Here is a 21511-nt window from a genome sequence, read left to right on the forward strand (position 1 = left end):
TTAACTATTCCCAAGTAGATATGTTAATCATTATGAGTTAATGTAACCAGTTCGTACGATATACGGTTTTTTAAACAATAACCCTGCGAGCTGACGTTTTCCTTCGTTGTATTTTTGAAATCACCTAAAGCTGTTGATTGTATTCATAAAAACATTAGCTTACTACACTATTAAGGATAAGAGTGGACTATGAAAGAGTGGTATTTCTCAAATAATGGTGAAATCAGTGGACCTTTAGGCTTAGCTGATTCCAATAAATTTATTGCATCAAATCCCGATGTTTATGCTTGGCACCCTTCTTACGCACAATGGGTACCAGTAAGCCATGTGGAAGAATTTGATATTATCGTATCTCCGCCACCGCCTCCTGCGGAGATCCCACAGCAGTTAATCGAACGTTTTACTGCTAAAGAGCGTGAACTTAATTCTGCTCTTGGTCGAATTGATAACACACTTAAAACGATAAATTCTTCAATGTCTGATATTGGACGTGACTCTAGCCGTTATAAAGTAACGACTAAAGAATTGAATGAAAAAGTAGAAGCGACGCTTCGTAGCGTTAATGAACAATATGCTGCACTGCAGAAAACACTTTCAGGTGTAGGTTAATTAAGTTTTACCCGACTTAAAAACTCAATTATCTGAGTAGCATATAACAATTGTTGTTAACTAAATAAAAAGAATACGACTATGAAAAAATGGTATTTTTCCAAAAATGGTCAAGTAACAGGGCCGTTAAACGAAGTTGAAGCAAAAGAATTTCTCTTGAAAGATGGTGACTGTTACGGTTGGCATCCTTCATTCACACAATGGAAGCCGGTAAGTTGCATTAAAGAATTTGCCCACATTGTACCAGCGATGGTATCACCAGCACTTATCCCTCAAGCGCTTATTGAAGAGTTTGCGGCGAAAGAGAAAGTACTACAAGTTAAAGTCGCTAGCATGGAAGAAAGCGTACTATCAACTAAAGGTGTGCTGGTTGAATTCGAACAAGAAATAAACACATACAAAAAGCTAACGATAAATTTAACAGATGAAGTAAAATCAAACATTAATTCTTTTGAGAACAAATACAATTCATTCAAAGGCTCTTTTGATGAATTAATTTCCGCGTTATCGATTGCCAAAACCGAAGTGAATGAAGTCACCGCAGATTTCAATCAACGTGTTGCAAAGCAAAATGCTGAAAACACTAACAGCATTAGCGCACCAATCGTTGCTTCAGTCGCGGCGCCAACGCCTGTTAAAGCAGATAATGACAACATCTCACCTGATAATGTTTCTGAAATCAGTAATCAGATCCAAAAAGCGCTTGCAGAAAGCATGCTTAAGTCTGCTGAAGAAGACAACGCTGCAAATGCAGCCGCTGAGCTTACAGCAACTAAAACAGTAAGCGCGACTAAGAGTCTTGACCCAATCGCTGTAGCGCCGAATAAACCAAAGCCCAAAATTGATAAAATCGAGTTCTCTGAAGATATCTCTGAAGACAAACAAGCTGATGCAGGCCTAACAGGTGTTACTAGCATCATCAAGTCAGTCTTCAAGGGGGACACCAAGAGAAATGAAAAAAAGTCCGAAACGCCGGATGATTTAGATCAACTGGCGGCGAGTACCGAAGCGAAAAATTCAGCTAACACTGAAAAGTCTGCTGATTCAGCAAATGATGGAACAGCAGAAGAAACTGAAGAGGAAAAAGAAGGTCGTATGAGACGTCGTAGAAGACGCACTCATTACATTGCTTCTTAAGAAACGGGCCTCTTAATAATCTCTTCATAGTAGCGTCTTAAGACGTTGTAATAATCGTACTCGTGCAGAAATCTGTGTTTGATAGCTCAAACTGATGTATAGATTAAATAAAAAGGCTTATCTTTCGATAAGCCTTTTTTTATGCCTTTCTATCATTGGGGCAGTTAAAGAACCACCACCGACTCTGACTCAGTCACAGTTTTAGCATCTGCTCTATCGATCACTTTAATCAAGGTTGTTTGAATCACCTCATCAGTGCGGGCATCCGCTGTGCTTTTAAATTTTTGCTGCTGAGCTTCTCCCCCCTCTTCCAATACAAATTCAACCACGACTTCTTCTGCAATATCAGCTGTTGAGCCTTGGTAAATAATATTAATTAGCGGGTAACCTTTAAAACCAGCTTTCACTTTTTTAGCAATTCTCTTCTTTGACTTATCTAGATTCATTTTTCATTCCTGAGATACAGCTTTAATATGGTTTACACTATTTGGTGCAAGAACTAAGTATAAGTAACTAGGTGTAAGTAACTAGGTGCAAGTAACTAGGTGCAAGTAACTGAGCGTTAGTAACTGAGCGTAATAACCTAGGTGCTAGACCCTAAATAACGCATTACTCTTAAACACCAATCTTAATCACCAATCTTAAACACCATTCATAATCGATGAGGCTGATAGCATCTTATCGGGTTTAGCAACAATGAGATAGCCATAGTAAAAGATAAAAAACGATATTTACCAAGCTAGAAAGTATAAGCCATTACACTGCAATGTCAGCAAAGCTGGCTTTCGTCAGCGTGCAAAGGTCGCTGGGCGATAAACCGATATCAAGCCCTCTCTTCCCCGCACTCACATACATTGTGGTCAATACTTTGGCAGAACTATCAATGACAGTACGTAAGGGCTTTTTTTGCCCTAGCGGGCTGACTCCACCTAAGACATAACCGGTCGTTTTCTCAACTAATACTTTATCTGCCATAGCAGATTTTTTAGCTGCGACTGCTTTTGCCATAAGCTTAAGATTAAGCTTTTTACTTACAGGGATCACAGCGACAACCAGCTCTTTATTATCAGCCATCACAACCAAGGTTTTAAACACCTCTGCGGGCGGTAAACCAAGCTTAGAAACGGCCTCCTCACCATATGAGTCAGCACTTGCATCATGCTCATAAGCAAGTACTTCATGAGCAATTTGACGCTGTTTAGCTAGGTTTATTGCTGGCGTCATGACAAGACCTTTTGATTCATTTTTACGTTAATAGCTTCATAATCAAGACTGGTTATTTCAAACGGGTTTCCATCGGGATCGCTAAAATAGATTGACCAGGTGACCTCATGATCACTTACCGTAAAAGCGACTTCATTCGCTGCGAGTTTTTGCTGCCACAAAAAGAAGTTATCACCATCAACACCAAAAGCGACAGTGGTTCGCTTTTCAACTTGCGACTCAAATAAAGCTAAATGCAGCTCTTGATGACTCAGTACTAATGGTCCATTGCCCACAGCCCAAAAAGCTAATGATTCAACTGCAGTGAACCCCAACACCTGTTGGTACCAGATCTCAGCCGCTCTTCTATTTTTCACATAAATATGAATATGATCGAAGCGATCCAACTTAGCCATAAAAATCCCTTAATGCTGTCATGATGTTTGAAAGGCACAATATAAAACAGGGTATTGAAGTGTTTAGCAACAGTAAAGCCCAAGCTGCTTTCGAGTATACGCTAACGTTCTAGCATGAGTTCTAACTTTAGGTTCTAAACCTAAATTCTAATTTCAAGCTCTAAACTCTAAACTCTAAACTCTAAACTCTAAACTCTAAACCTAAATTTTAATACTAAGTTCTAAAGCTAAATCAAGCTGTCGCCTTAATTAACTGAATACATAACAGTACAGCTAATCAGCCCCGTTTTTCTTCTTTAATATAGCGTTAACTGATGGTTTTATTACAAAATAGAGGGTTATTTTAGCAATTGCGGGCTGCCGAATATTCGCTGCTTATTACCTAACACTGTTACCGCATCCGCATCACTTAATAGCAATAACTCATACTGGCTTTGCTGTTGAAACATCTTAAGTTTAGCTTCATTTTTTAATGGGAAGCTCACATGAGGCACCACTAAAAAGCTAACCAAATTCAATCCAACCGTATCAGCTAAACCAACTTGGTTTTGATCACCACACAAGACAGCAGAGTCGATGCTAGGCGTCATGATCATCGCTCCAGCACTGACACCCACAATGGGCTTACCTTCATCAGCAAGACACCGCAGCGTTTTATCTATTCCGCGTTGTTTAAGCCAATATAAAAACCGATAAGTATCGCCACCCGATAAATGCACCATGCCGCTTTGTTTAAGCAATCGATTAGAATTAGCATCAAACCCTTGCTCAAGCTCCATATACTCCACTTGTTCAAATCCAAGTGCTTGATACATTTGCTTAATCGGCTCAAAATATTGTCTTTGTGGATCAGGCTCAGAGGCAATATACACCGCAGGCTGCTTCAAAATGTCAGCAGATAAATTCTCAATTAGCAGAGAAATGGCGTCTATGGAGGCTACAGAAGTGGTATTACTTAGTAACACGAGGTTCATTGAAACTTGATGTCCTTATCTTTAGCTATCGTTCGCAATCAATAGCCCTTACTTTACAGCTAATGCTCATCGTCAGGCAATGCATCAAACTGTTTACGCTTTTCATCCATATAAGATTGCATCGCCCCGGGTTGCTGCTTCAAGATCGACATTTCAGCCATCACCTTCATGTGTGCAGGTTCTTGCTGCTGAAACATTGTAGTGGACTAGCAGAACTGAACACAGCGTGTGATTTTACAAACCTATTTCGGGGCAAAAATGAGTCAGCGTTAAAATCGCTGACTCGATGAAGTGTACTTCTTTACTAGATATCAGATAAAAGTTAGTTAACGCTATGCGCTAAATCTATGCACTAAACCTAGGCACTAAACCTAGGCACTAAACACAAAAACCAAATCAATAATCAAATCCAATTTGTGCTTTAACGCCGTCATTAAAAGCGTGCTTTATCGGTTGTACTTCGCTAACCGTATCTGCCATTTCGATGATTTCGCGATGACAAGCTCGGCCGGTGATGATCACATGTTGCATTGGTGGACGGTTTTTAAGGGCCTCTAAAACACGTTCTAACTCGATGTACTTATAGGTCACCATATAAGTAAGCTCATCCAATAGCACTAAATTAATCGACTCGTCTTTAAGCAGCTTTTCAGCATCTTCCCAAGCAGATTCAGCAGCGGCGACATCCTTTTCTCTGTCTTGAGTTTCCCAGGTAAAACCTGTGCCCATAACAAAGAATTCAACGCCGACTTTCTCAAGTAAATTACGTTCACCGCACTCCCAGCCGCCTTTAATAAACTGCACTACAGCGGCTTTTTGTCCATGGCCTGCACAGCGTGTTACTGCGCCAAAACCAGAAGTGGATTTGCCTTTGCCGTTACCCGTCAGTACCAACAAAATGCCTTTCTCTTTAGTGGCTGCGGCAATTTTTGCATCAACGCCTTCTTTTACTTTTTGTTGGCGCGCTTTATGACGCTCGGCTTTTGTATCATTCACTGATGTATCATTCAACGATGTACCATTCACTGATTCTGACTGTGTCATGCGAGACTTCCTGTTAGTTTTTCCATATCTAGATGCGCTTCTAGCACATCTGCTAATCGTTCAAGTTGCTGCTCTCTAATTTGATTGATATCCACGGTTTGAGCATGCTCTAACCCTGCCCAGGTTAATATCAACTGACAAGCATTAGGGCTGTCGAAAAGTCCGTGGACATAGGTTCCCAGAATTTGATTGTCGGCTGTTAAGCAACCTTCATCGAAACTCTCGTGTGTCGGTTTATTATTCTGAAAAACAAAAGACAAAGATAACGGCTGGCCTTGTGTTTGCTTTTGTAAATGCCGACTTTGACCACAATGAATCTCATAACCGTTAACTGTCGCTTGTTGCTCATTCAGCGTTAACTGTCCTTGTACTTGCTGCAAGGTTTTGTGCTCGGTCAGCTCGGTTGTCATTTCAATCAGGCCTAAACCTTTGCTGCTACCAGCAACGTCTTCGATACCATTGGGGTCATTAATTTCAGTACCTAGCATTTGATATCCGCCGCAAACGCCAATCACTTTACCACCATACCTAAGGTGACGATTGACCTCGATATCCCAGCCTTGCTCACGCATAAACGCCAAATCGGCGCGGACATTTTTACTGCCTGGTAAAATGATCAGGTCGGCTATAGGGAAATCTGAACTGCCAGATTGGGTTTGCATACTGACATAATTAAATTCGACATTAGGATTAAGACGAAGTGGGTCAAAGTCAGTGTGATTACTGATCCGCGGAAACACCAGTACTAACACTTTAAGTTTCTCGCTGAGACTATGATTAGCAGTTTGCGGGTTATCCACCAGCGCATCTTCAGCATCAAGGTGTAAATCATGCAGGTAAGGTAAAACGCCTATAACTGGCTTGTTAGTGTAGCTTTCAAGCCAATCAATACCTGACTGTAATAGGCTGATATCACCGCGAAAACGATTAATCACAAAGCCTTTTACGCGGTTTTGCTCAGATACACTGAGTAGAGCTAACGTGCCGACCAAATGAGCAAATACGCCACCTTTATCAATGTCGGCAATAATAATCACTGGGCAATCTACCGCTTCAGCAAAGCCCATATTGGCAATATCACCTTCACGTAGATTAATTTCTGCAGGGCTCCCTGCTCCTTCAACCACCACCATTTCATACTGAGAAGTTAGCCGTTCAAACGACTGCAGCACCGCGTTCATTGCCACAGACTTATAGTTACGGCTTTCTGGCCCGAAAAACGCTTGTGCCTCAAGTGAGGTTAACGCTTTGCCATGAATGATGATTTGCGACCCTGTATCAGAGCTTGGTTTGAGTAACACTGGGTTAAAGTCTGTATGAGGCTCTAGCTTACAGGCCACTGCTTGCAATGCTTGCGCTCGACCAATTTCGCCGCCGTCGATAGTCACCGCACTGTTAAGTGCCATATTTTGCGGTTTAAAAGGGGCGACCTTGTTACCTTGCCTTGCAAAAACTCGGCATAAGCCAGCCACTAAGGTGCTTTTACCTGCATCTGATGTCGTACCCTGAACCATCAAGGTTTTGGCTTTACCTGCTTGATAATGATGTTGCTCTGCAAATGCCAGCACAGAGTCAAGCTCACTATTAATATCATCAGATCTATCTTGATTGCTCATTAATGCCAATCGTCCTTAAAATGTTGCTGTATCTTTATCAGTGAAATTCTGTATCTATATCAGTGAAATAATGAAGTGTTCAAATGATGAGTAAAAGATTAACCTTTTAACGATAACGGAATGCCTGCGACCACTAAACTCACCTTATCTGCTTTAGCTGCAATGGCTTGATTAAGCCAACCTGCTTCATCGGCAAAACGGCGAGTGAGCTCACCTAAAGGCACAATACCTGAGCCCACTTCGTTACTGATAAAAATGATTTTGCCTTTAAGCTTGGGTAAGCATGCAAGTAAGGCTTTTTTCTGTTGCTGCCATAAATCATCAACGCCATTACGGTGGGTTTCTTCGCTCGCGATCAAATGATTGCTTAAATATAAGGTTAAGCAATCGACCAAAATCACCGTATCTTCACCGCTTTGCTCAACTAAAGCGGACGCCAGTGCTAAAGGAGTTTCGATCAATGTCCAATCCACATTTGCATCTGCACGGTCTTGTTTGTGTCTTGCGATACGTTGCTGCATCTCGTCATCTAAGGCGGTTGCGGTGGCGATATAAACACAAGTACCACCTTGCTCGGCATATTGCTGAGCAAGTGACTCTCCATATCGGCTTTTTCCTGAACGCGCGCCGCCTAAAACAAGATGGATCATTAATTCAATCCTATGGTTAAAATGATGCAGTAACACATCAGTTCACTAATTTGTTGTGCTGCCCCTAAGGTATCGCCTGTGTATCCACCAATTTGACGATTGAATCCCCAAATCAATAGTTGTCGAACCGCAACTAATGCCAGCAACAACACAAATGCTACAAGGCCATTTAAACAAGCTAAAACGACAAATCCACTGAGGCATAAAATCAATAAATCATTAATGTGTTGGTGCTGTGCTAACGGCTTAGATTTACTGCCGTCATCTTCAGTGACATATTGCTCAGAGAAAATCATGCTAGCGGCAACAACCCGACTTAAAGAATGTGCCACAATCAGCGCAATTGCCGCTTTTAATGGACTATAAAGTGCAATTTCAACCAATAGTTGCCACTTAAGCAGTAAGGTTAAACCCACTGCCAAGGTGCCATAAGTGCCAATGCGGGAGTCTTTCATGATCTTTAATTTGTCAGCCACTTTCCAGCCACCACCAAAACCATCTGCGGTATCAGCTAAGCCGTCTTCATGAAAACCACCTGTAATTAATACGCTAGCAATTATCGCTAAGATCACCGCGACACTGTTTGGCAATATAAACTGACTGAGCCCAAATACCGCTGCACTCAACACGCCAACAATGAGTCCGACTACACCAAAGTAACGGCTGGCTTTATTGAGCTTATCGCTATCAAACTCAACCCATGCAGGGATAGGAATTCGAGTAAAAAAACTCATTGCGATGAGCAGTAAGTTTAGTTGTTTCCTAAGCCAGCCCATATTGAAATATGAGCCAGTATCTGAACCCTGAGACATTCTCTAATCCTTGATAGAGTTTATGTTAATAGCGGCCTAGACCACATTGCTCACACCAGCATTTTCAAAACTGGCCATGTCATTGTAAAAGTTAACCGCTGATTGAATAATCGGTAACGCCAGTGCTGCGCCAGTGCCTTCGCCAAGTCTTAACCCTAAAGATAAAATAGGTTTTGCATCCAAGGCTTCAAGCATTTTTACATGGCCTTGCTCATCTGATTGATGGGCAAAAATCAAATAACCTCGGGCGTCAGGGTGCAGTGCTACCGCAGCTAATGCTGCCGCTGTCGCGATAAAACCGTCAATTACCACCAGCATTCTTTTCTCGGCAGCCGCTAAAATAGCGCCAGTCATTTGTACAATCTCAAAGCCCCCCAAACACGCCAAAATATTTACTGGGTCGTTAAGTTTATTGCGATGTAAGTTCATCGCCACGGTTAATAATTCAGTTTTTAATGCAAAAGCTTCATCGTTAATGCCAGTTCCGCGGCCAACACAGTCTTTGACCTCAAGCTTTAATAAGGCTGCCATTACCGCTGCCGCTGATGACGTATTGCCAATGCCCATTTCACCTAAGGCAATTAAATTACAACCTGAGTCATAATGGCGCTGCACCACTTCATGGGCATAGCTAAAGCCGTCTTTTACTGACAATAAGCTCATTGCAGGCTTTTGATGAATGGCTTGGGTGCCTGCGCCGAGTCGATGGTTTGTCACACTTGGATGATCACTTGGGGTAAGCATACCGCAGTCAATCACTTCAAGGTTTAAGCCCATTTGACGGCAAAAAACATTAATTGCTGCGCCGCCGGTGGCAAAGTTTGCCACCATTTGTTTAGTCACTTCACTTGGGGCAATAGACACCCCGTGGGCCGCAATACCATGATCCCCTGCAAACACTAACATTGCAGGCTCTTTAATCGACAATTTGTGTCTACCATTAAATTGTTTGGCAAACTGCACTTGAGCAATTTGCTTTGCCAAGGTTTCTAATAGGCCTAGGGCGCCCAAAGGCTTAGTTTTTTGGTTTATTTTATGTTGGATCTGCTCATCGATATAATGGTTAACCGGATCTACTGCAAACATTTTTATACTCCAAAACAGCGTCTTATCGACGATGGCGTAAAACAAATAAGAAGAACACACTACCAATAGCAGCAGTAATGATCCCAACTGGTAACTCTTGATTAGCCAGTAAACAGCGGGCAAGTACGTCTATCCAAATCATAAATAGCCCACCCACTAGCGCGGTGATTAAAATGGGCTGCTGACCAGGAAATAGTAGCCGAACGGTATGAGGGATCATTAAGCCAACAAAACCAATCCCGCCACAGCTTGCGACCAATACCGCCGTAATTAACGAGCACAATAACAGCATATACAAGCGCAATTTAGCCACGTTAACACCAAGAGAATGCGCGGTTTCATCCCCAGCTTGTATCGCTATAACTTGACGTTTAAAAGCTAAGATAATCAATATACTACTGCACACAACAACTGCAGGTATAACCAGTCCTTCCCAACTTGCTTTAGCAAAGCTGCCCAAACTCCAAAACAGCACAGAAGCCGCGGCTTGCGGGCTAGAAAAATACAAGACTAAACTGGTGAGTGCACCAAACATAAACGAGGTAGCCACACCCGATAACAGCATTCTTTCCACTTGGCTTGCGCGGCCAAAACCCGATAAAGACAATACCAATAACACGGAAAAACAAGCGCCAATAAACGCGCCAATTGGTAAGCTAAGGGATGACCAAGACCACCAAGCATCATGACTAAACCAGCCCGAACGCAATAAAGCATCAGCTAAATGACTACCTGACTCCGATAGCCATTGCTGCACCAATCCTTGGCTACCAAAAAAGCTCAATACTAATACCGCCCCAAAAGAGGCTCCTGAACTTATACCAAATAAATAGGGATCGGCTAATGGATTTCGCGTGACAGTTTGCAACACGCTCCCTGCTAACGCTAAACCAGCACCGGCAATAAACGCCAATATGATGCGCGGCAAGCGAAGTTCGAACACGATTCGCTGAGTTATCGCACTAGTATTACTTGAACCAAAGGGCTCTAAACCAGAGGGATCAGCGCCAAAAATAGATGAGCTAAATAGAGTGATAACTTGCTCAAAACTAATATTGGCAGCCCCGAAACTCGCTGCTGCAATCGGGGTGACTAACGTCAGTAATGCGGTCGCAAACAGTAAGGCTTTATACTTAAATGATGTTGCAGCTAAACTCATGAGTCATGCTCTCCACCATGTGGCTGGCCTGTTTGATAACCGTAAAAGTAGGTAATCAAAGGTTTACCATGTTGGGGATGCTTCGAAATCTGACAACAAACGTCAAATACATCACCAATGATGGCTTCAGTTAGCACTTCATCAGGTAACCCTTGAGCAATACATTTCCCTTCATCCAATAACAACAAGCGATCGCACACAGCACTGGCAAGGTTCAAATCATGAATAGATGCGATCACGCTGATCCCTAATTGTCTAACCAGTTCTAATATTTGTATTTGATAGCGAATATCTAAATGGTTAGTGGGCTCATCGAGGATCAACAACTGCGGCTTTTGCACAATGGCGCGGGCAATTAACGCCCGTTGTTTTTCACCGCCTGATAACTGCTCATATTGCTGCTGCGCCTTATGTTGCAAACCCACTTTCTCAAGTGCTTCTGCAACATGTTGCTTATCAGCTTGGGAGTCGGTTTCAAATAAGCCCTTATGAGGGGTTAACCCCATTGAAGCGATTTGCTCTGTGGTCATTTCGAAATAATGAGGGGTTTCTTGTTGCACTACGGCAACTTTGGTCGCTAACAGCTTTTGGCTCAAACCACTGATGTTTTGCCCAAAAATTTTAATTTGGCCTTGGTCTGGGGTGATATAGCGGTACAAGCAACGTAACAGACTAGATTTACCAGCCCCATTTGGACCAATAAGTCCGAGCATTTCACCTTTTGATAGGGCAAAACTGACTCGCGAAAGGATCTGGGTTTGATCCACAGACCAGCTGAGTTGTTCAACGTTTAACGCTGAAGCAGGATTTAAGCTCATATTTTAATAGCCTTAGCTATTAAAACTGCCGCTCTGTGCAATAACGCACACGTAAAATTTAATAACATTCACACTCCGCCTGAGTCACCCGCACAGGTTGTATAACGCTGATAACAGCAAGGAAAATGGCGCTAGGTATCTGACTTTATGAAAATACTACACAGTTTAAGCAAAGTGTATTTTCACATTACAGTTGCGGGTACAGTTCATGCTAATCATCATAAGTTGCCTTATGAGAACCATGATTCCCTATTCATTTGATGCCAGTTAATACAGATAAACTTTAGCAACAAATTAACGCTATTTTGTTTTATAAATAACCTGAACACAGGCTAACAATCTTATCGCACTATTGTACGATATATCTGGCTGAGTTTATGAGCTTTTCAGTAATATCTTTTAGCTTGGCCAATTCAATCGGTATACAGGCTTTATCGCAGCAGAATGTGCTTGTTTATTTTCGTCAACCATAGCTGCTTCTGGTGAACCTGCTTTATCTGAAACCGAATTGTCGCCATCGGTATTAGCCTGACTTTCAGGCCAATAAACATCGATAGTCACACTGGCAGCATAATCAATGGCTAATTGCGCATACAGGCCTTTGCAGCGTTCAAGCACGAGCACTTGACCGATAATATGCCTGATGACCCCGCCGTGAGTCACCACTAATGCAGTGGCTGTACTCTCTTCTCCACTGCCTTGTCCACTGTCTTGTCCGCTTTCTTGTTTACTATCTTGCCCACTTAGAGCTTTGCTAGACTCAAGTTGCTTGTGCAACATAGCTGTGATCAAGGCAAGCCCTTGTGTCACTCTCGCTTCAAAGTCAGGCATAGGCTCGCCATTAGGCGGCGTATTGTCCCATGGATTATCCCAGTATTGATCTAACGCTTGCGGATGGGCTTGGTATAAAGCATCAAAGCTTTGTCCGTCCCAATCACCAAAATCCACTTCTTTTAACTGAGGTAGCAGGTTAGCTTGTAGCAGCAGATTCTTAGCCTGCTTCTGTTCTTGCATCTGTTCCTGTTCCTGATTAAGTGAAGAGTTAGCTGAAGCTGCAACCTGAGTTTTATTATCAATACTCTCAGAGAACAAACGAGCTTGATTGATATCTGCGGCAAACGCCTCAGCAAATAGGCTACATCGAATTAAAGGCGAGCTAAAAATCAACAGGGAGTTCGCTAGATTATTCAATCCAAGCTTTTTAACACTTGCCTGCATGTTCGCCAAGCCAAGTGGCGTTAATGAAACATCGGTTTTTCCCCGTAAAATATTGCCGCCTTCGCATTGGCCATGGCGTAGTAATATCAATTTGGCTTGTTTCATTTAATCCTTTCACCTTTATAAACGATTATTAATGGTTACTTTTCTGTCTAAAGATATTTTGCTTATTCTATTCCGTTCCGAAATTGCAGGTATTTGCAGATAGTCACTTTATTCAAGTCATTCAATTGCTAACCATAAACGGCAATTACAATCACTGATTATAGAGATTTCAAAGACAGTGAATTTAACAATCTGGCCTGCTTAGTTCAGTAATGCGCTTGCTCTTACAAACCATTTAAACGTATTATGGACGTCTATACGTTTAAATGTCCAAACAAAAGTCTCATCCATATTGAAGATGGGATTAAAGATAATGATTGGGACGAGTATTTCAGCGGGGACTTTTTAACACTAGCCGCCTTTTATAAGCTAAATAAAGGTATGCTATTTTTAATCAATCGCACTGCTTCATCGCCCAATCAATTGGCCTATAGCACCAACTAATATAGCAATAAAGGTATTCCGATATGACGAAGTCGACTTCCTACAGTCAGGTTCTTGAACAACTTACAAATACGCTTAAAGAGCGCATTGTAATTCTTGATGGTGCCATGGGCACAATGATCCAAGACTATAAATTGGAAGAAGCCGATTACCGCGGTGAGCGTTTTAAAGATTGGCATTGCGACGTAAAAGGTAACAACGACATGTTGGTACTGAGCCAACGCCAAATCATTAAAGACATTCATACCAAGTACATGTTGTCTGGCGCCGACATTATCGAAACCAATACCTTTAACGCCACCACGATTGCCATGGCAGATTACGACATGCAGTCGTTATCTACAGAAATCAACCTTGAAGGTGCCCGTGTTGCCCGTGAAGCGGCTGATGAAGTGGCCGCGCAAACTGGCAGTCCACGTTATGTTGCCGGTGTTTTGGGCCCAACCAACCGTACTTGTTCAATTAGCCCAGATGTAAATGACCCAAGTTTTCGTAATGTCAGCTTTGATGAACTCGTTGATGCCTATGTTGAATCAACAACTGCGCTAATCGAAGGCGGCGCAGATATCATCATGGTAGAAACCATCTTTGATACCCTTAACGCTAAAGCCGCTTTATTTGCCATCGAAAAAGTCTTTGATGACTTGGGCGATCGCCTACCCGTGATGATTTCAGGCACCATTACCGATGCATCAGGCCGAACCCTTACCGGACAAACAACCGAAGGTTTTTACAACTCACTGCGTCATATCAAACCGCTTTCAATCGGTCTTAACTGCGCGTTAGGCCCGAAAGAACTGCGCCCATACGTTGAAGAGTTATCACGTATATCTGAATGTTTTGTCTCTGCCCACCCTAACGCAGGTCTGCCAAACGAGTTTGGCGGTTACGATGAAACCCCAGCAGAAATGGCCGACGTTATTAGCGAGTGGGCACGCGAAGGCATGCTTAATATCGTTGGTGGCTGCTGTGGTAGTACGCCAGATCATATCAATACCATTCGTGAGTCGGTAATTAATCACCAGCCTCGTCAAATACCTGATATTCCAGTGGCTTGTCGCCTTTCAGGGTTAGAGCCATTAACCATTGATGGCGACTCGTTGTTTGTTAACGTCGGCGAACGCGCTAATGTGACAGGTTCAGCTAAGTTCCTGCGTTTAATCAAAGAAGAGAAATTTGAAGAAGCGTTAGATGTGGTGCGCGAGCAAGTTGAAAACGGCGCCCAAATCATCGACGTCAACATGGATGAAGGCATGCTCGATGGCGCTGAGTCGATGAAAAAGTTCTTGAACTTAATCGCCTCAGAGCCTGATATCTCACGTGTACCTATCATGATTGACTCATCAAAATGGGATGTGATTGAAGCTGGCCTTAAGTGTGTTCAAGGCAAGTCCATCGTTAACTCTATTTCGATGAAAGAAGGCGAAGAAGCCTTTATTAAACAAGCGACTTTAGTTAAACGCTATGGCGCTGCAGCCATTGTGATGGCCTTTGATGAAGATGGCCAAGCCGACACCCGCGCCCGTAAAACCGAAATATGTACCCGCGCCTATCGCGTGTTGGTTGATGTCGTCGGCTTCCCGCCAGAAGACATTATTTTCGACCCGAATATCTTTGCTATCGCCACGGGTATTGAAGAGCACGATAACTATGCAGTCGACTTTATTGAGTCCATTAAAGACATTAAAGCCACCCTACCTTATGCAATGATTTCAGGTGGTGTGTCTAACGTATCGTTCTCATTCCGAGGCAATAACCCTGTACGTGAAGCGATTCATGCGGTGTTTTTATATCATGCGATTCAAGCAGGTATGGACATGGGGATTGTTAATGCGGGTCAGCTAGCGATTTATGATGACATCGACCCAGAACTTAAAGAAAAAGTTGAGAACGTGGTGCAAAACCTGCCATGCCCAGTTGCTGATTCAACCAACACCGAGCAGCTACTTGATGTGGCAGAAAAATTCCGCGGTGACGGCAAACAAGCCGCTAAAAAAGAAGATTTAGCATGGCGAAGTCTACCAGTAAACGAGCGTCTGTCTCATGCATTGGTAAAAGGCATTACAGAATTTATTGATGACGATACCGAAGAAGCAAGACAGCAAGCCAGCCGACCTTTAGATGTGATTGAAGGGCCATTAATGGATGGCATGAACGTGGTTGGCGACCTATTTGGCGCAGGTAAAATGTTCCTGCCACAAGTGGTGAAATCTGCCCGCGTGATGAAAAAAGCCGTCGCTTATCTCAACCCTTATATTGAAGCTGAAAAAGTCGAAGGCCAATCAAATGGCCGCATTTTGATGGTCACCGTAAAAGGCGATGTCCATGATATCGGCAAAAACATTGTTGGTGTGGTACTCGCCTGTAACGGTTATGAAGTGGTCGATTTAGGCGTAATGGTCGCCGTTGATAAAATCCTTGATGCCGTAAAAGAGCACAATATCGATATTATCGGCATGTCAGGGCTTATTACTCCAAGCCTTGATGAGATGGTGCATAACGTGAAAACCTTCCACCGTGAAGGTTTAACCATTCCAGCCATTATTGGCGGCGCGACTTGTTCAAAAATTCACACGGCTGTGAAAATTGCGCCGCATTATCCACATGGTGCGATCTATATTGCTGATGCCTCACGCGCAGTGCCTATGGTGTCGAAGTTAATTAATAACGACACCCGCCAAGCCACTATCGATGAAGCTTATGCCGAATACGATGTGATGCGTGAAAAACGTTTATCGCAGACCAAACGTAAAACCATCGTGCCTATTGAAGCGGCACGCGAAAACCGCTGTCAGCATGAGTGGCAAAATCATACGCCATTCACGCCTAATGTATTAGGTCGCCAAGTCTTTGATGATTACCCGTTAGAAGACTTAGTCGATCGCATCGACTGGACACCGTTTTTCAGAAGCTGGGAATTACATGGTCGCTTCCCAGACATTTTAGAAGACAAAGTGGTCGGTGAAGAAGCCCGTAAACTCTACGCTGACGGTAAAGCGATGCTTGAAACGATCATCAGTGAAAAATGGCTCACAGCCAAAGCAGTGATGGGATTATTTCCAGCGAATACTGTAAACCATGATGATATCGAAATTTATACTGATGAATCACGCACCGAAGTGGAAATGACTACGCATCACTTACGTATGCAACTAGAGCGTGTGGGTAATGACAACTTCTGTTTATCAGATTTTGTTGCGCCTAAAAACTCAGGAGTCGCCGATTATATGGGCGGGTTTGCGGTCACAGCAGGTCACGGGATTGATGAACATGTCGAACGTTTTGAAGCTAACCATGATGACTACAACGCCATTATGCTTAAGTGTCTTGCAGACCGTTTAGCTGAAGCATTTGCTGAGCGAATGCATGAACGAGTACGTAAAGAGTTTTGGGGTTATGCCGCTGATGAAGTATTAGATAACGAAGCGCTTATTCGTGAAAAATACAAAGGCATTCGCCCAGCTCCTGGTTACCCAGCGTGCCCTGATCACACTGAAAAAGGCTTATTGTGGGACTTGCTCAAGCCAGATGAAACCATCGGCTTAAACATCACAGAAAGCTATGCGATGTTCCCAACCGCAGCGGTATCAGGCTGGTACTTTGCTCATCCGAAATCACGCTACTTTGGCGTAACTAATGTAGGTAAAGATCAGGTCGAAGATTATGCTAAGCGTAAAGGCATGAGCCTTGAAGAAACCGAGCGTTGGTTAGCACCGGTGTTGGACTATGACCCAGAGTAATCATAAGGTTACTCTGTAGTTTTTCAAACTTCGTTTGAATTAAAAATGTGCCCACTAGGCCGCATTTTTTACGTCTAAACTTTACCAGTTAAGGTATTGATTAATTAATCTAAAACTCTAGGTTCATTGTAACCCATTGCCTGCCGCAGGCCTTCGTGCAAGCACGACTGTGACACGCTGCAAGTTCATCCCTGAAAGCTCGGCCATGACGTCCATGTCATGGACGGTCACAGCCGTGCTTACACCTGAGATTCTATCTCTTCGATTGGAGCTTATTTGTGAGTAATATACGTGTAAACAGCCCTATCATTAGAGAAAACCATGATAGCTACACGGTATTTTCATCTACGTATTTCAGCAACTTGGAATGGGGAATTGTTGGGGACTGCGGCGGTCTTTGAATTAGTATACACTGACCCAACAACTACTCTCGAAAGCTAGCTGGCCACCCATGGCCAGATTCATGCAATTTTCTTGCTTACCTCAATTCAAATTGAACATTCAATGTCTAGAAGAACACTTTTAAATTGGGTAAAAACAAATGAATCTACGGACACAACGAACCCCATTGAAATTGCTGAAATGTGTTGAAGAAAATAGCGAAAGACTGACAGGACGTCAGACTAGCTTTAGTTGGCCATGGATGGCCTTTCTAAAGCGTTAGCTATTTTCGAATAAGCATGAAGCTTGCTCGCTTTTCAGAGCAATTTCGTAGGGGCGGCAAGGGATATCGAAAAGGGAAATGCTGTTGTTTCCCTTTCGTCTGGTGTGGGCGAAGCGCCACGACGTTGACCTTAATCCAAACAAAGTTTGGAAACGAAATAGCTAACCTATCACTTATGCTCACTTTCCCAATTCCGATGCTCGTTTATCAAACAGGAGTCTGGTAGAGTGCTTATTAATCAATAACTTTGTTATAAATCAAAGGTGAGTATTGAAACTATATAAATACCTACATCCTGATCGTATAGATGTCTTGAAAAATAGATCCATTCGTTTTTCTCCACCCAATGCGTTCAATGATCCGTTCGAGTTTAAACCAGTGATTAGTGGTTTAACACCTGACACGTACATAGACGCTTATATGGAAGAAAACTTAGAAAGTATGGTCGAATCTGAGTTATCTAAATATCCAGAACATATACGAAATCAAATTCCCAAGTCTAAATTTCAAGAACTTTTAGAGCTATTCGTTCAGAGCAAGAATGAAGAATTTAATGCTGTTATGGATAAAGCAAAAGAGCATGCTTCAACTGTTTTAACCGAAAAATCAAATGAACTAATTGGTGTCTTGAGCTTAACTGAAAAGGAGGACAATTTGCTTATGTGGTCTCACTATGCTGAATCGCACAGTGGTTACTGCATAGGCTTCAATTCTAATCATTCATTCTTTAAGAGAAAACGTTCTGAAAAGGACGAGTTTTACCATTTGAGAAAGGTAAAATATCTACCTCATAGACCATCAAAGATGATGGTTGATATGAATGGAACAGATATGCTCTTATTAAAATCAGAAGTTTGGGAGTATGAACAAGAGTGGCGTATGTGTGCAGTTCTGCCTGACGCAGATACGATTATAGATGCAATTGCCCCTCCCGTTCATTTGTTTAAATTTCCAGAAGACTTAATTGAAGAAGTAATCATTGGTGTTAATGCAAAGGCTTCGTTAACTGAAGCCATACTAAGAATTATTGCAGATAATCCTGAGCTTAGTCACGTTAAAGTTAAGAAGGCTAGTGTTTCTGAAGTCGAATATGCGCTGTGTTTTAATGATTTAAACTAACAATTTTAGCTGACAGCTAACACGTGACATTTTCAGTTCCAAGTGGTTTTGTATAATCGGTGTGTTGCTTTAGGTTCAAGTTTGCATTGGCCTGCAACTTAATTGGGCATTGGGAGGCTAAATGGATATTATATTTTGTCCCACTGACAATATTCAAAAAGCAGCACAATTTACTTTTGAAAATATGCATCAGTATTATCAAAAAATTGCTCCTGAATGGAATACCTCAAAGATAGTTGAAGTAACAAAAGATTTAGAGAACTTTGATATTAAGCTTGGTGATGAAGTTATAGGCGTTATGAGACTCGAATATAAAGATACCTTTTGCTATCTCAGGGATCTCCAAATTTCAGCTAAACATCAAAACAAAGGCTTTGGAAAAGTGGCATTAAATGAAGCCAAACGAAAAACGCTGAGTGCAAACTTTAATACCTTAAGCTACGCGTATTAAAAGTTAGCCCAGCAATCAGCTTATATGAACGAAATGGGTTTGTAGTTGAAAGTGAAGATGACCGTTTCTTTAATATGGCTGTCAGAGTCTCCTAAAAGGTCAATTACAAAGTCATAATGAACTTATCTTGTGCCACTTGTGTTTTAACGACTTCGTATTTAATAACCTACGCTTCTACTGCGGTTATCGAATGTAATAATTGCCTCGCTGAACAGCAAGATGCTTAAACAGTAAAATCAGAGGCTGGCTCTGTTTTATCGTCCATTGTTTAAATAGAACCTATTTGACACAAAAAGATGTTATTGACCAAACTTTAAAGCAGCAAGTTTAGCAAGCTAGTCAATAACACCTTAATCAATAACCCGAATAATTATTTCGGGTTAATGACAGCCCAATTCGGTACCACTAAGTTATTTTTGATAACAAGATGGCGTAAATAGATGATTAATGCTGAAGCAACAACGGCACTGACTCCCTTATATTCAGGAGCGTAAGCTAATGTCATTGCATGCACGGTTCCTCCTAGCGCAATAGGGATAGCATACAACTCTCGGGACAAAATCAAAGAAGGTCTTTGTAAAAGCAAGTCTCGAATAATTCCACCACCTACCGCTGTCATCGTACCCAGAATAATAGGCGCTATAGGCAGTCCAAAGCCAAACGACCAAGCCTTTTCAGTACCTTGGATACAAAACATGGCAACCGCAAACGCATCAATATAAAGGTATGCTTTTGTTATCCATTTTCGTGTCAATAAAGAGCGTGAATAAAAGCCAATAATAGCTGCAACAATGGCTATATATATGTAAGAGATATCTTCAGCCCAGAAGATAGGAGTGTCTAATAAGCAATCTCGAATCGTCCCGCCACCCACGGCAGAAATAATACCCAGCACGATAATTGAAAATATATCAATTTGTTGTTTGTTGACAGCCAATACCGCTGATATGGAAAATGCAGCGGTACCAAGGATGGTTAAAAATTCAATAAAAGTTAAAGAACTGAACATGTTAATCTCAATGTAAACTAAATATAAAAGGCTCACAGATGGCAAGCAATTTATGAATAAATGCTATGCCATCGTGATTTCACATGTGAATTTTACAGCAAACTGAGTGACATTATTAAAATTCCCACAAATAAAATAGGGAAATTTAATTATCTTGAAAAGTTAGTTATTCACACAGCATGCTAATAGTTGTGATTCTAACTTTGCGCGATCTAACAGTCCCTTTTGTCCAATAAATACGATATTTGATCGTTTATCAGCCTCTTCCCATGCACCAGAATTTGTGCAACTCCATCGACTTCCTACTCGTTGATAGGTCGTTTTTTCGGTGCTATCCAAAACATCTAATACCCCTTTTCCACGTATTACCGTGACGGGAAGCTGAGCAAAAAATTGATTTAATGCTTCTCGCTCAAGTGGTTTTGATAGAGTGAAGCTAATACTTTCAAAATTATCAGAGTGTGATTTATCTTCCACAGGCAAAATTCTCATTTTCTTACCTGGTTCAGATAATCCCAATATTGCTGATGCTGGGACTTTGCCAAATTCACTTTCTAGTAGTGACTTTTGAGGGTAATGCTTTTGCAAGTACTCAATAACCTCAGCTCTTGTTTCTGCAGAAACAATGTCAAGTTTATTCAACAGCAGAATATCTGCAGACTGCATCTGTCTAGAGATGGTTCCTGCTGTGTATTCTGTGGCAACTTGAGACAATAATGTTTCTGCATCTAAAACTGTAATGATACCGTCAAGATAAATAGCAGGATTAACTAGTGCCACTTGTGCAATACCATTGGGTTCAGCAATGCCACTTGCCTCGATGATGATCGCATCTGGCGCATCTTCTTTTTCAGTTAACTCAATCAAGGTTTTGGTTAAGTCACCAGAGACTGCGCAACATGCGCAGCCGTTGGTTAAACTGATCATTTCATCTGTTTTTGACTCAATCAGTTCCGCATCAATATTGATACGACCAAAATCATTGACCAAAACAGCCAGCTTCATACCATGAGGAGTATTAAGTAAATGGTTTAGGGTCGTAGTTTTACCTGACCCTAAAAATCCACTCAGTATAGTCAATGGAAGCGACTTCTTATTTAGCACAGGTTTATGTTTTCGCATTGCTAATGCAGCAAAAAACATGCCTGATAAGGCTCGACGACTTTCTTCTGTTTTAGTCTGAATGTCTGAGTCAGACACGCTTGTATTAAAGATTTGATCATCAAGTGGCTTCATA

Annotated in this window: 20 protein-coding genes; 5 read left to right on the top strand and 15 right to left on the bottom strand. The window is 42.0% G+C overall.

Annotated features, from left to right (window positions below; translation table 11 throughout):
• Positions 1-189: 189 nt before the first annotated feature.
• Positions 190-609, top strand: coding sequence for a GYF domain-containing protein (locus L2735_RS07655; RefSeq protein ID WP_102526131.1), 420 nt, complete (start codon positions 190-192; stop codon positions 607-609).
• Positions 610-690: 81 nt separating this feature from the next.
• Positions 691-1746 (top strand): DUF4339 domain-containing protein, encoded by a 1056-nt coding sequence (locus L2735_RS07660; RefSeq protein ID WP_248984135.1) that lies wholly within the window; start codon positions 691-693, stop codon positions 1744-1746.
• Positions 1747-1910: 164 nt separating this feature from the next.
• On the opposite strand, the gene L2735_RS07665 is transcribed toward L2735_RS07660, so the two are convergent.
• From L2735_RS07665 to L2735_RS07725, 13 genes are all read right to left on the bottom strand, one after another.
• Positions 1911-2192 (bottom strand): hypothetical protein, encoded by a 282-nt coding sequence (locus L2735_RS07665; RefSeq protein ID WP_248984136.1) that lies wholly within the window; start codon positions 2190-2192, stop codon positions 1911-1913.
• Positions 2193-2502: 310 nt separating this feature from the next.
• Positions 2503-2970 carry a Cys-tRNA(Pro) deacylase gene (gene ybaK, locus L2735_RS07670; protein ID WP_248984137.1) on the bottom strand — a complete coding sequence of 156 codons (468 nt, stop codon included), beginning with the start codon at positions 2968-2970 and terminating at the stop codon, positions 2503-2505.
• Positions 2967-3365 (bottom strand): VOC family protein, encoded by a 399-nt coding sequence (locus L2735_RS07675; protein ID WP_248984138.1) that lies wholly within the window; start codon positions 3363-3365, stop codon positions 2967-2969. Before L2735_RS07675 ends, ybaK begins: the two co-directional genes overlap by 4 nt.
• 338 nt (positions 3366-3703) lie before the next feature.
• Positions 3704-4339, bottom strand: coding sequence for a Type 1 glutamine amidotransferase-like domain-containing protein (locus tag L2735_RS07680; protein WP_248984139.1), 636 nt, complete (start codon positions 4337-4339; stop codon positions 3704-3706).
• A 59-nt stretch (positions 4340-4398) separates the two neighbouring features.
• Complete coding sequence (locus tag L2735_RS07685) at positions 4399-4536, bottom strand: hypothetical protein (protein WP_248984140.1); 138 nt, start codon at positions 4534-4536, stop codon at positions 4399-4401.
• 199 nt (positions 4537-4735) lie between these two features.
• A complete protein-coding gene (gene cobO / locus L2735_RS07690; protein ID WP_248984141.1) occupies positions 4736-5383 on the bottom strand; it encodes a cob(I)yrinic acid a,c-diamide adenosyltransferase in 648 nt (215 codons plus the stop codon).
• Positions 5380-6897 (bottom strand): cobyric acid synthase, encoded by a 1518-nt coding sequence (locus L2735_RS07695; protein WP_248984180.1) that lies wholly within the window; start codon positions 6895-6897, stop codon positions 5380-5382. Before L2735_RS07695 ends, cobO begins: the two co-directional genes overlap by 4 nt.
• A 200-nt stretch (positions 6898-7097) precedes the next feature.
• Positions 7098-7649 carry a bifunctional adenosylcobinamide kinase/adenosylcobinamide-phosphate guanylyltransferase gene (gene cobU / locus L2735_RS07700; RefSeq protein WP_248984142.1) on the bottom strand — a complete coding sequence of 184 codons (552 nt, stop codon included), beginning with the start codon at positions 7647-7649 and terminating at the stop codon, positions 7098-7100.
• The gene (locus L2735_RS07705) at positions 7649-8425 is read right to left on the bottom strand and encodes an adenosylcobinamide-GDP ribazoletransferase (protein ID WP_248984181.1); all 777 of its coding nucleotides are present in this window, start codon (positions 8423-8425) and stop codon (positions 7649-7651) included. Before L2735_RS07705 ends, cobU begins: the two co-directional genes overlap by 1 nt.
• A gap of 72 nt (positions 8426-8497) precedes the next feature.
• Positions 8498-9565 (bottom strand): nicotinate-nucleotide--dimethylbenzimidazole phosphoribosyltransferase, encoded by a 1068-nt coding sequence (gene cobT, locus L2735_RS07710; protein WP_428848300.1) that lies wholly within the window; start codon positions 9563-9565, stop codon positions 8498-8500.
• A gap of 4 nt (positions 9566-9569) precedes the next feature.
• The gene (locus L2735_RS07715; protein WP_248984144.1) at positions 9570-10706 is read right to left on the bottom strand and encodes a FecCD family ABC transporter permease; all 1137 of its coding nucleotides are present in this window, start codon (positions 10704-10706) and stop codon (positions 9570-9572) included.
• A complete protein-coding gene (locus L2735_RS07720; protein ID WP_248984145.1) occupies positions 10703-11524 on the bottom strand; it encodes an ABC transporter ATP-binding protein in 822 nt (273 codons plus the stop codon). The genes L2735_RS07715 and L2735_RS07720 overlap by 4 nt, the downstream gene beginning before the upstream one ends.
• A gap of 399 nt (positions 11525-11923) precedes the next feature.
• Positions 11924-12847, bottom strand: coding sequence for a histidine phosphatase family protein (locus L2735_RS07725; protein ID WP_248984146.1), 924 nt, complete (start codon positions 12845-12847; stop codon positions 11924-11926).
• Between the two features lie 467 nt (positions 12848-13314).
• Between L2735_RS07725 and metH the strand changes: the two genes are divergently transcribed.
• From metH to L2735_RS07740, 3 genes are all read left to right on the top strand, one after another.
• Entirely contained in the window at positions 13315-17031 is a 3717-nt protein-coding gene (metH, locus tag L2735_RS07730) for a methionine synthase (protein ID WP_248984147.1), read from the top strand.
• Positions 17032-18115: 1084 nt separating this feature from the next.
• Positions 18116-18814, top strand: a complete 699-nt coding sequence (locus tag L2735_RS07735) for a DUF2971 domain-containing protein (RefSeq protein ID WP_248984148.1) — start codon at positions 18116-18118, stop codon at positions 18812-18814.
• A 121-nt stretch (positions 18815-18935) separates the two neighbouring features.
• Positions 18936-19265 carry a GNAT family N-acetyltransferase gene (locus tag L2735_RS07740; protein WP_346348129.1) on the top strand — a complete coding sequence of 110 codons (330 nt, stop codon included), beginning with the start codon at positions 18936-18938 and terminating at the stop codon, positions 19263-19265.
• 370 nt (positions 19266-19635) lie between these two features.
• Here L2735_RS07740 and L2735_RS07745 read toward each other — a convergent pair whose 3' ends face one another.
• Both L2735_RS07745 and L2735_RS07750 read right to left on the bottom strand, forming a co-directional pair.
• A complete protein-coding gene (locus L2735_RS07745) occupies positions 19636-20274 on the bottom strand; it encodes a trimeric intracellular cation channel family protein (protein WP_248984149.1) in 639 nt (212 codons plus the stop codon).
• A gap of 162 nt (positions 20275-20436) precedes the next feature.
• Positions 20437-21510 (bottom strand): CobW family GTP-binding protein, encoded by a 1074-nt coding sequence (locus L2735_RS07750; protein ID WP_248984150.1) that lies wholly within the window; start codon positions 21508-21510, stop codon positions 20437-20439.
• Position 21511: the final 1 nt, after the last annotated feature.

It is taken from the genome of Shewanella olleyana (assembly GCF_023283825.1).
In the GTDB taxonomy this organism is placed as follows: Bacteria; Pseudomonadota; Gammaproteobacteria; order Enterobacterales; family Shewanellaceae; genus Shewanella; species Shewanella olleyana.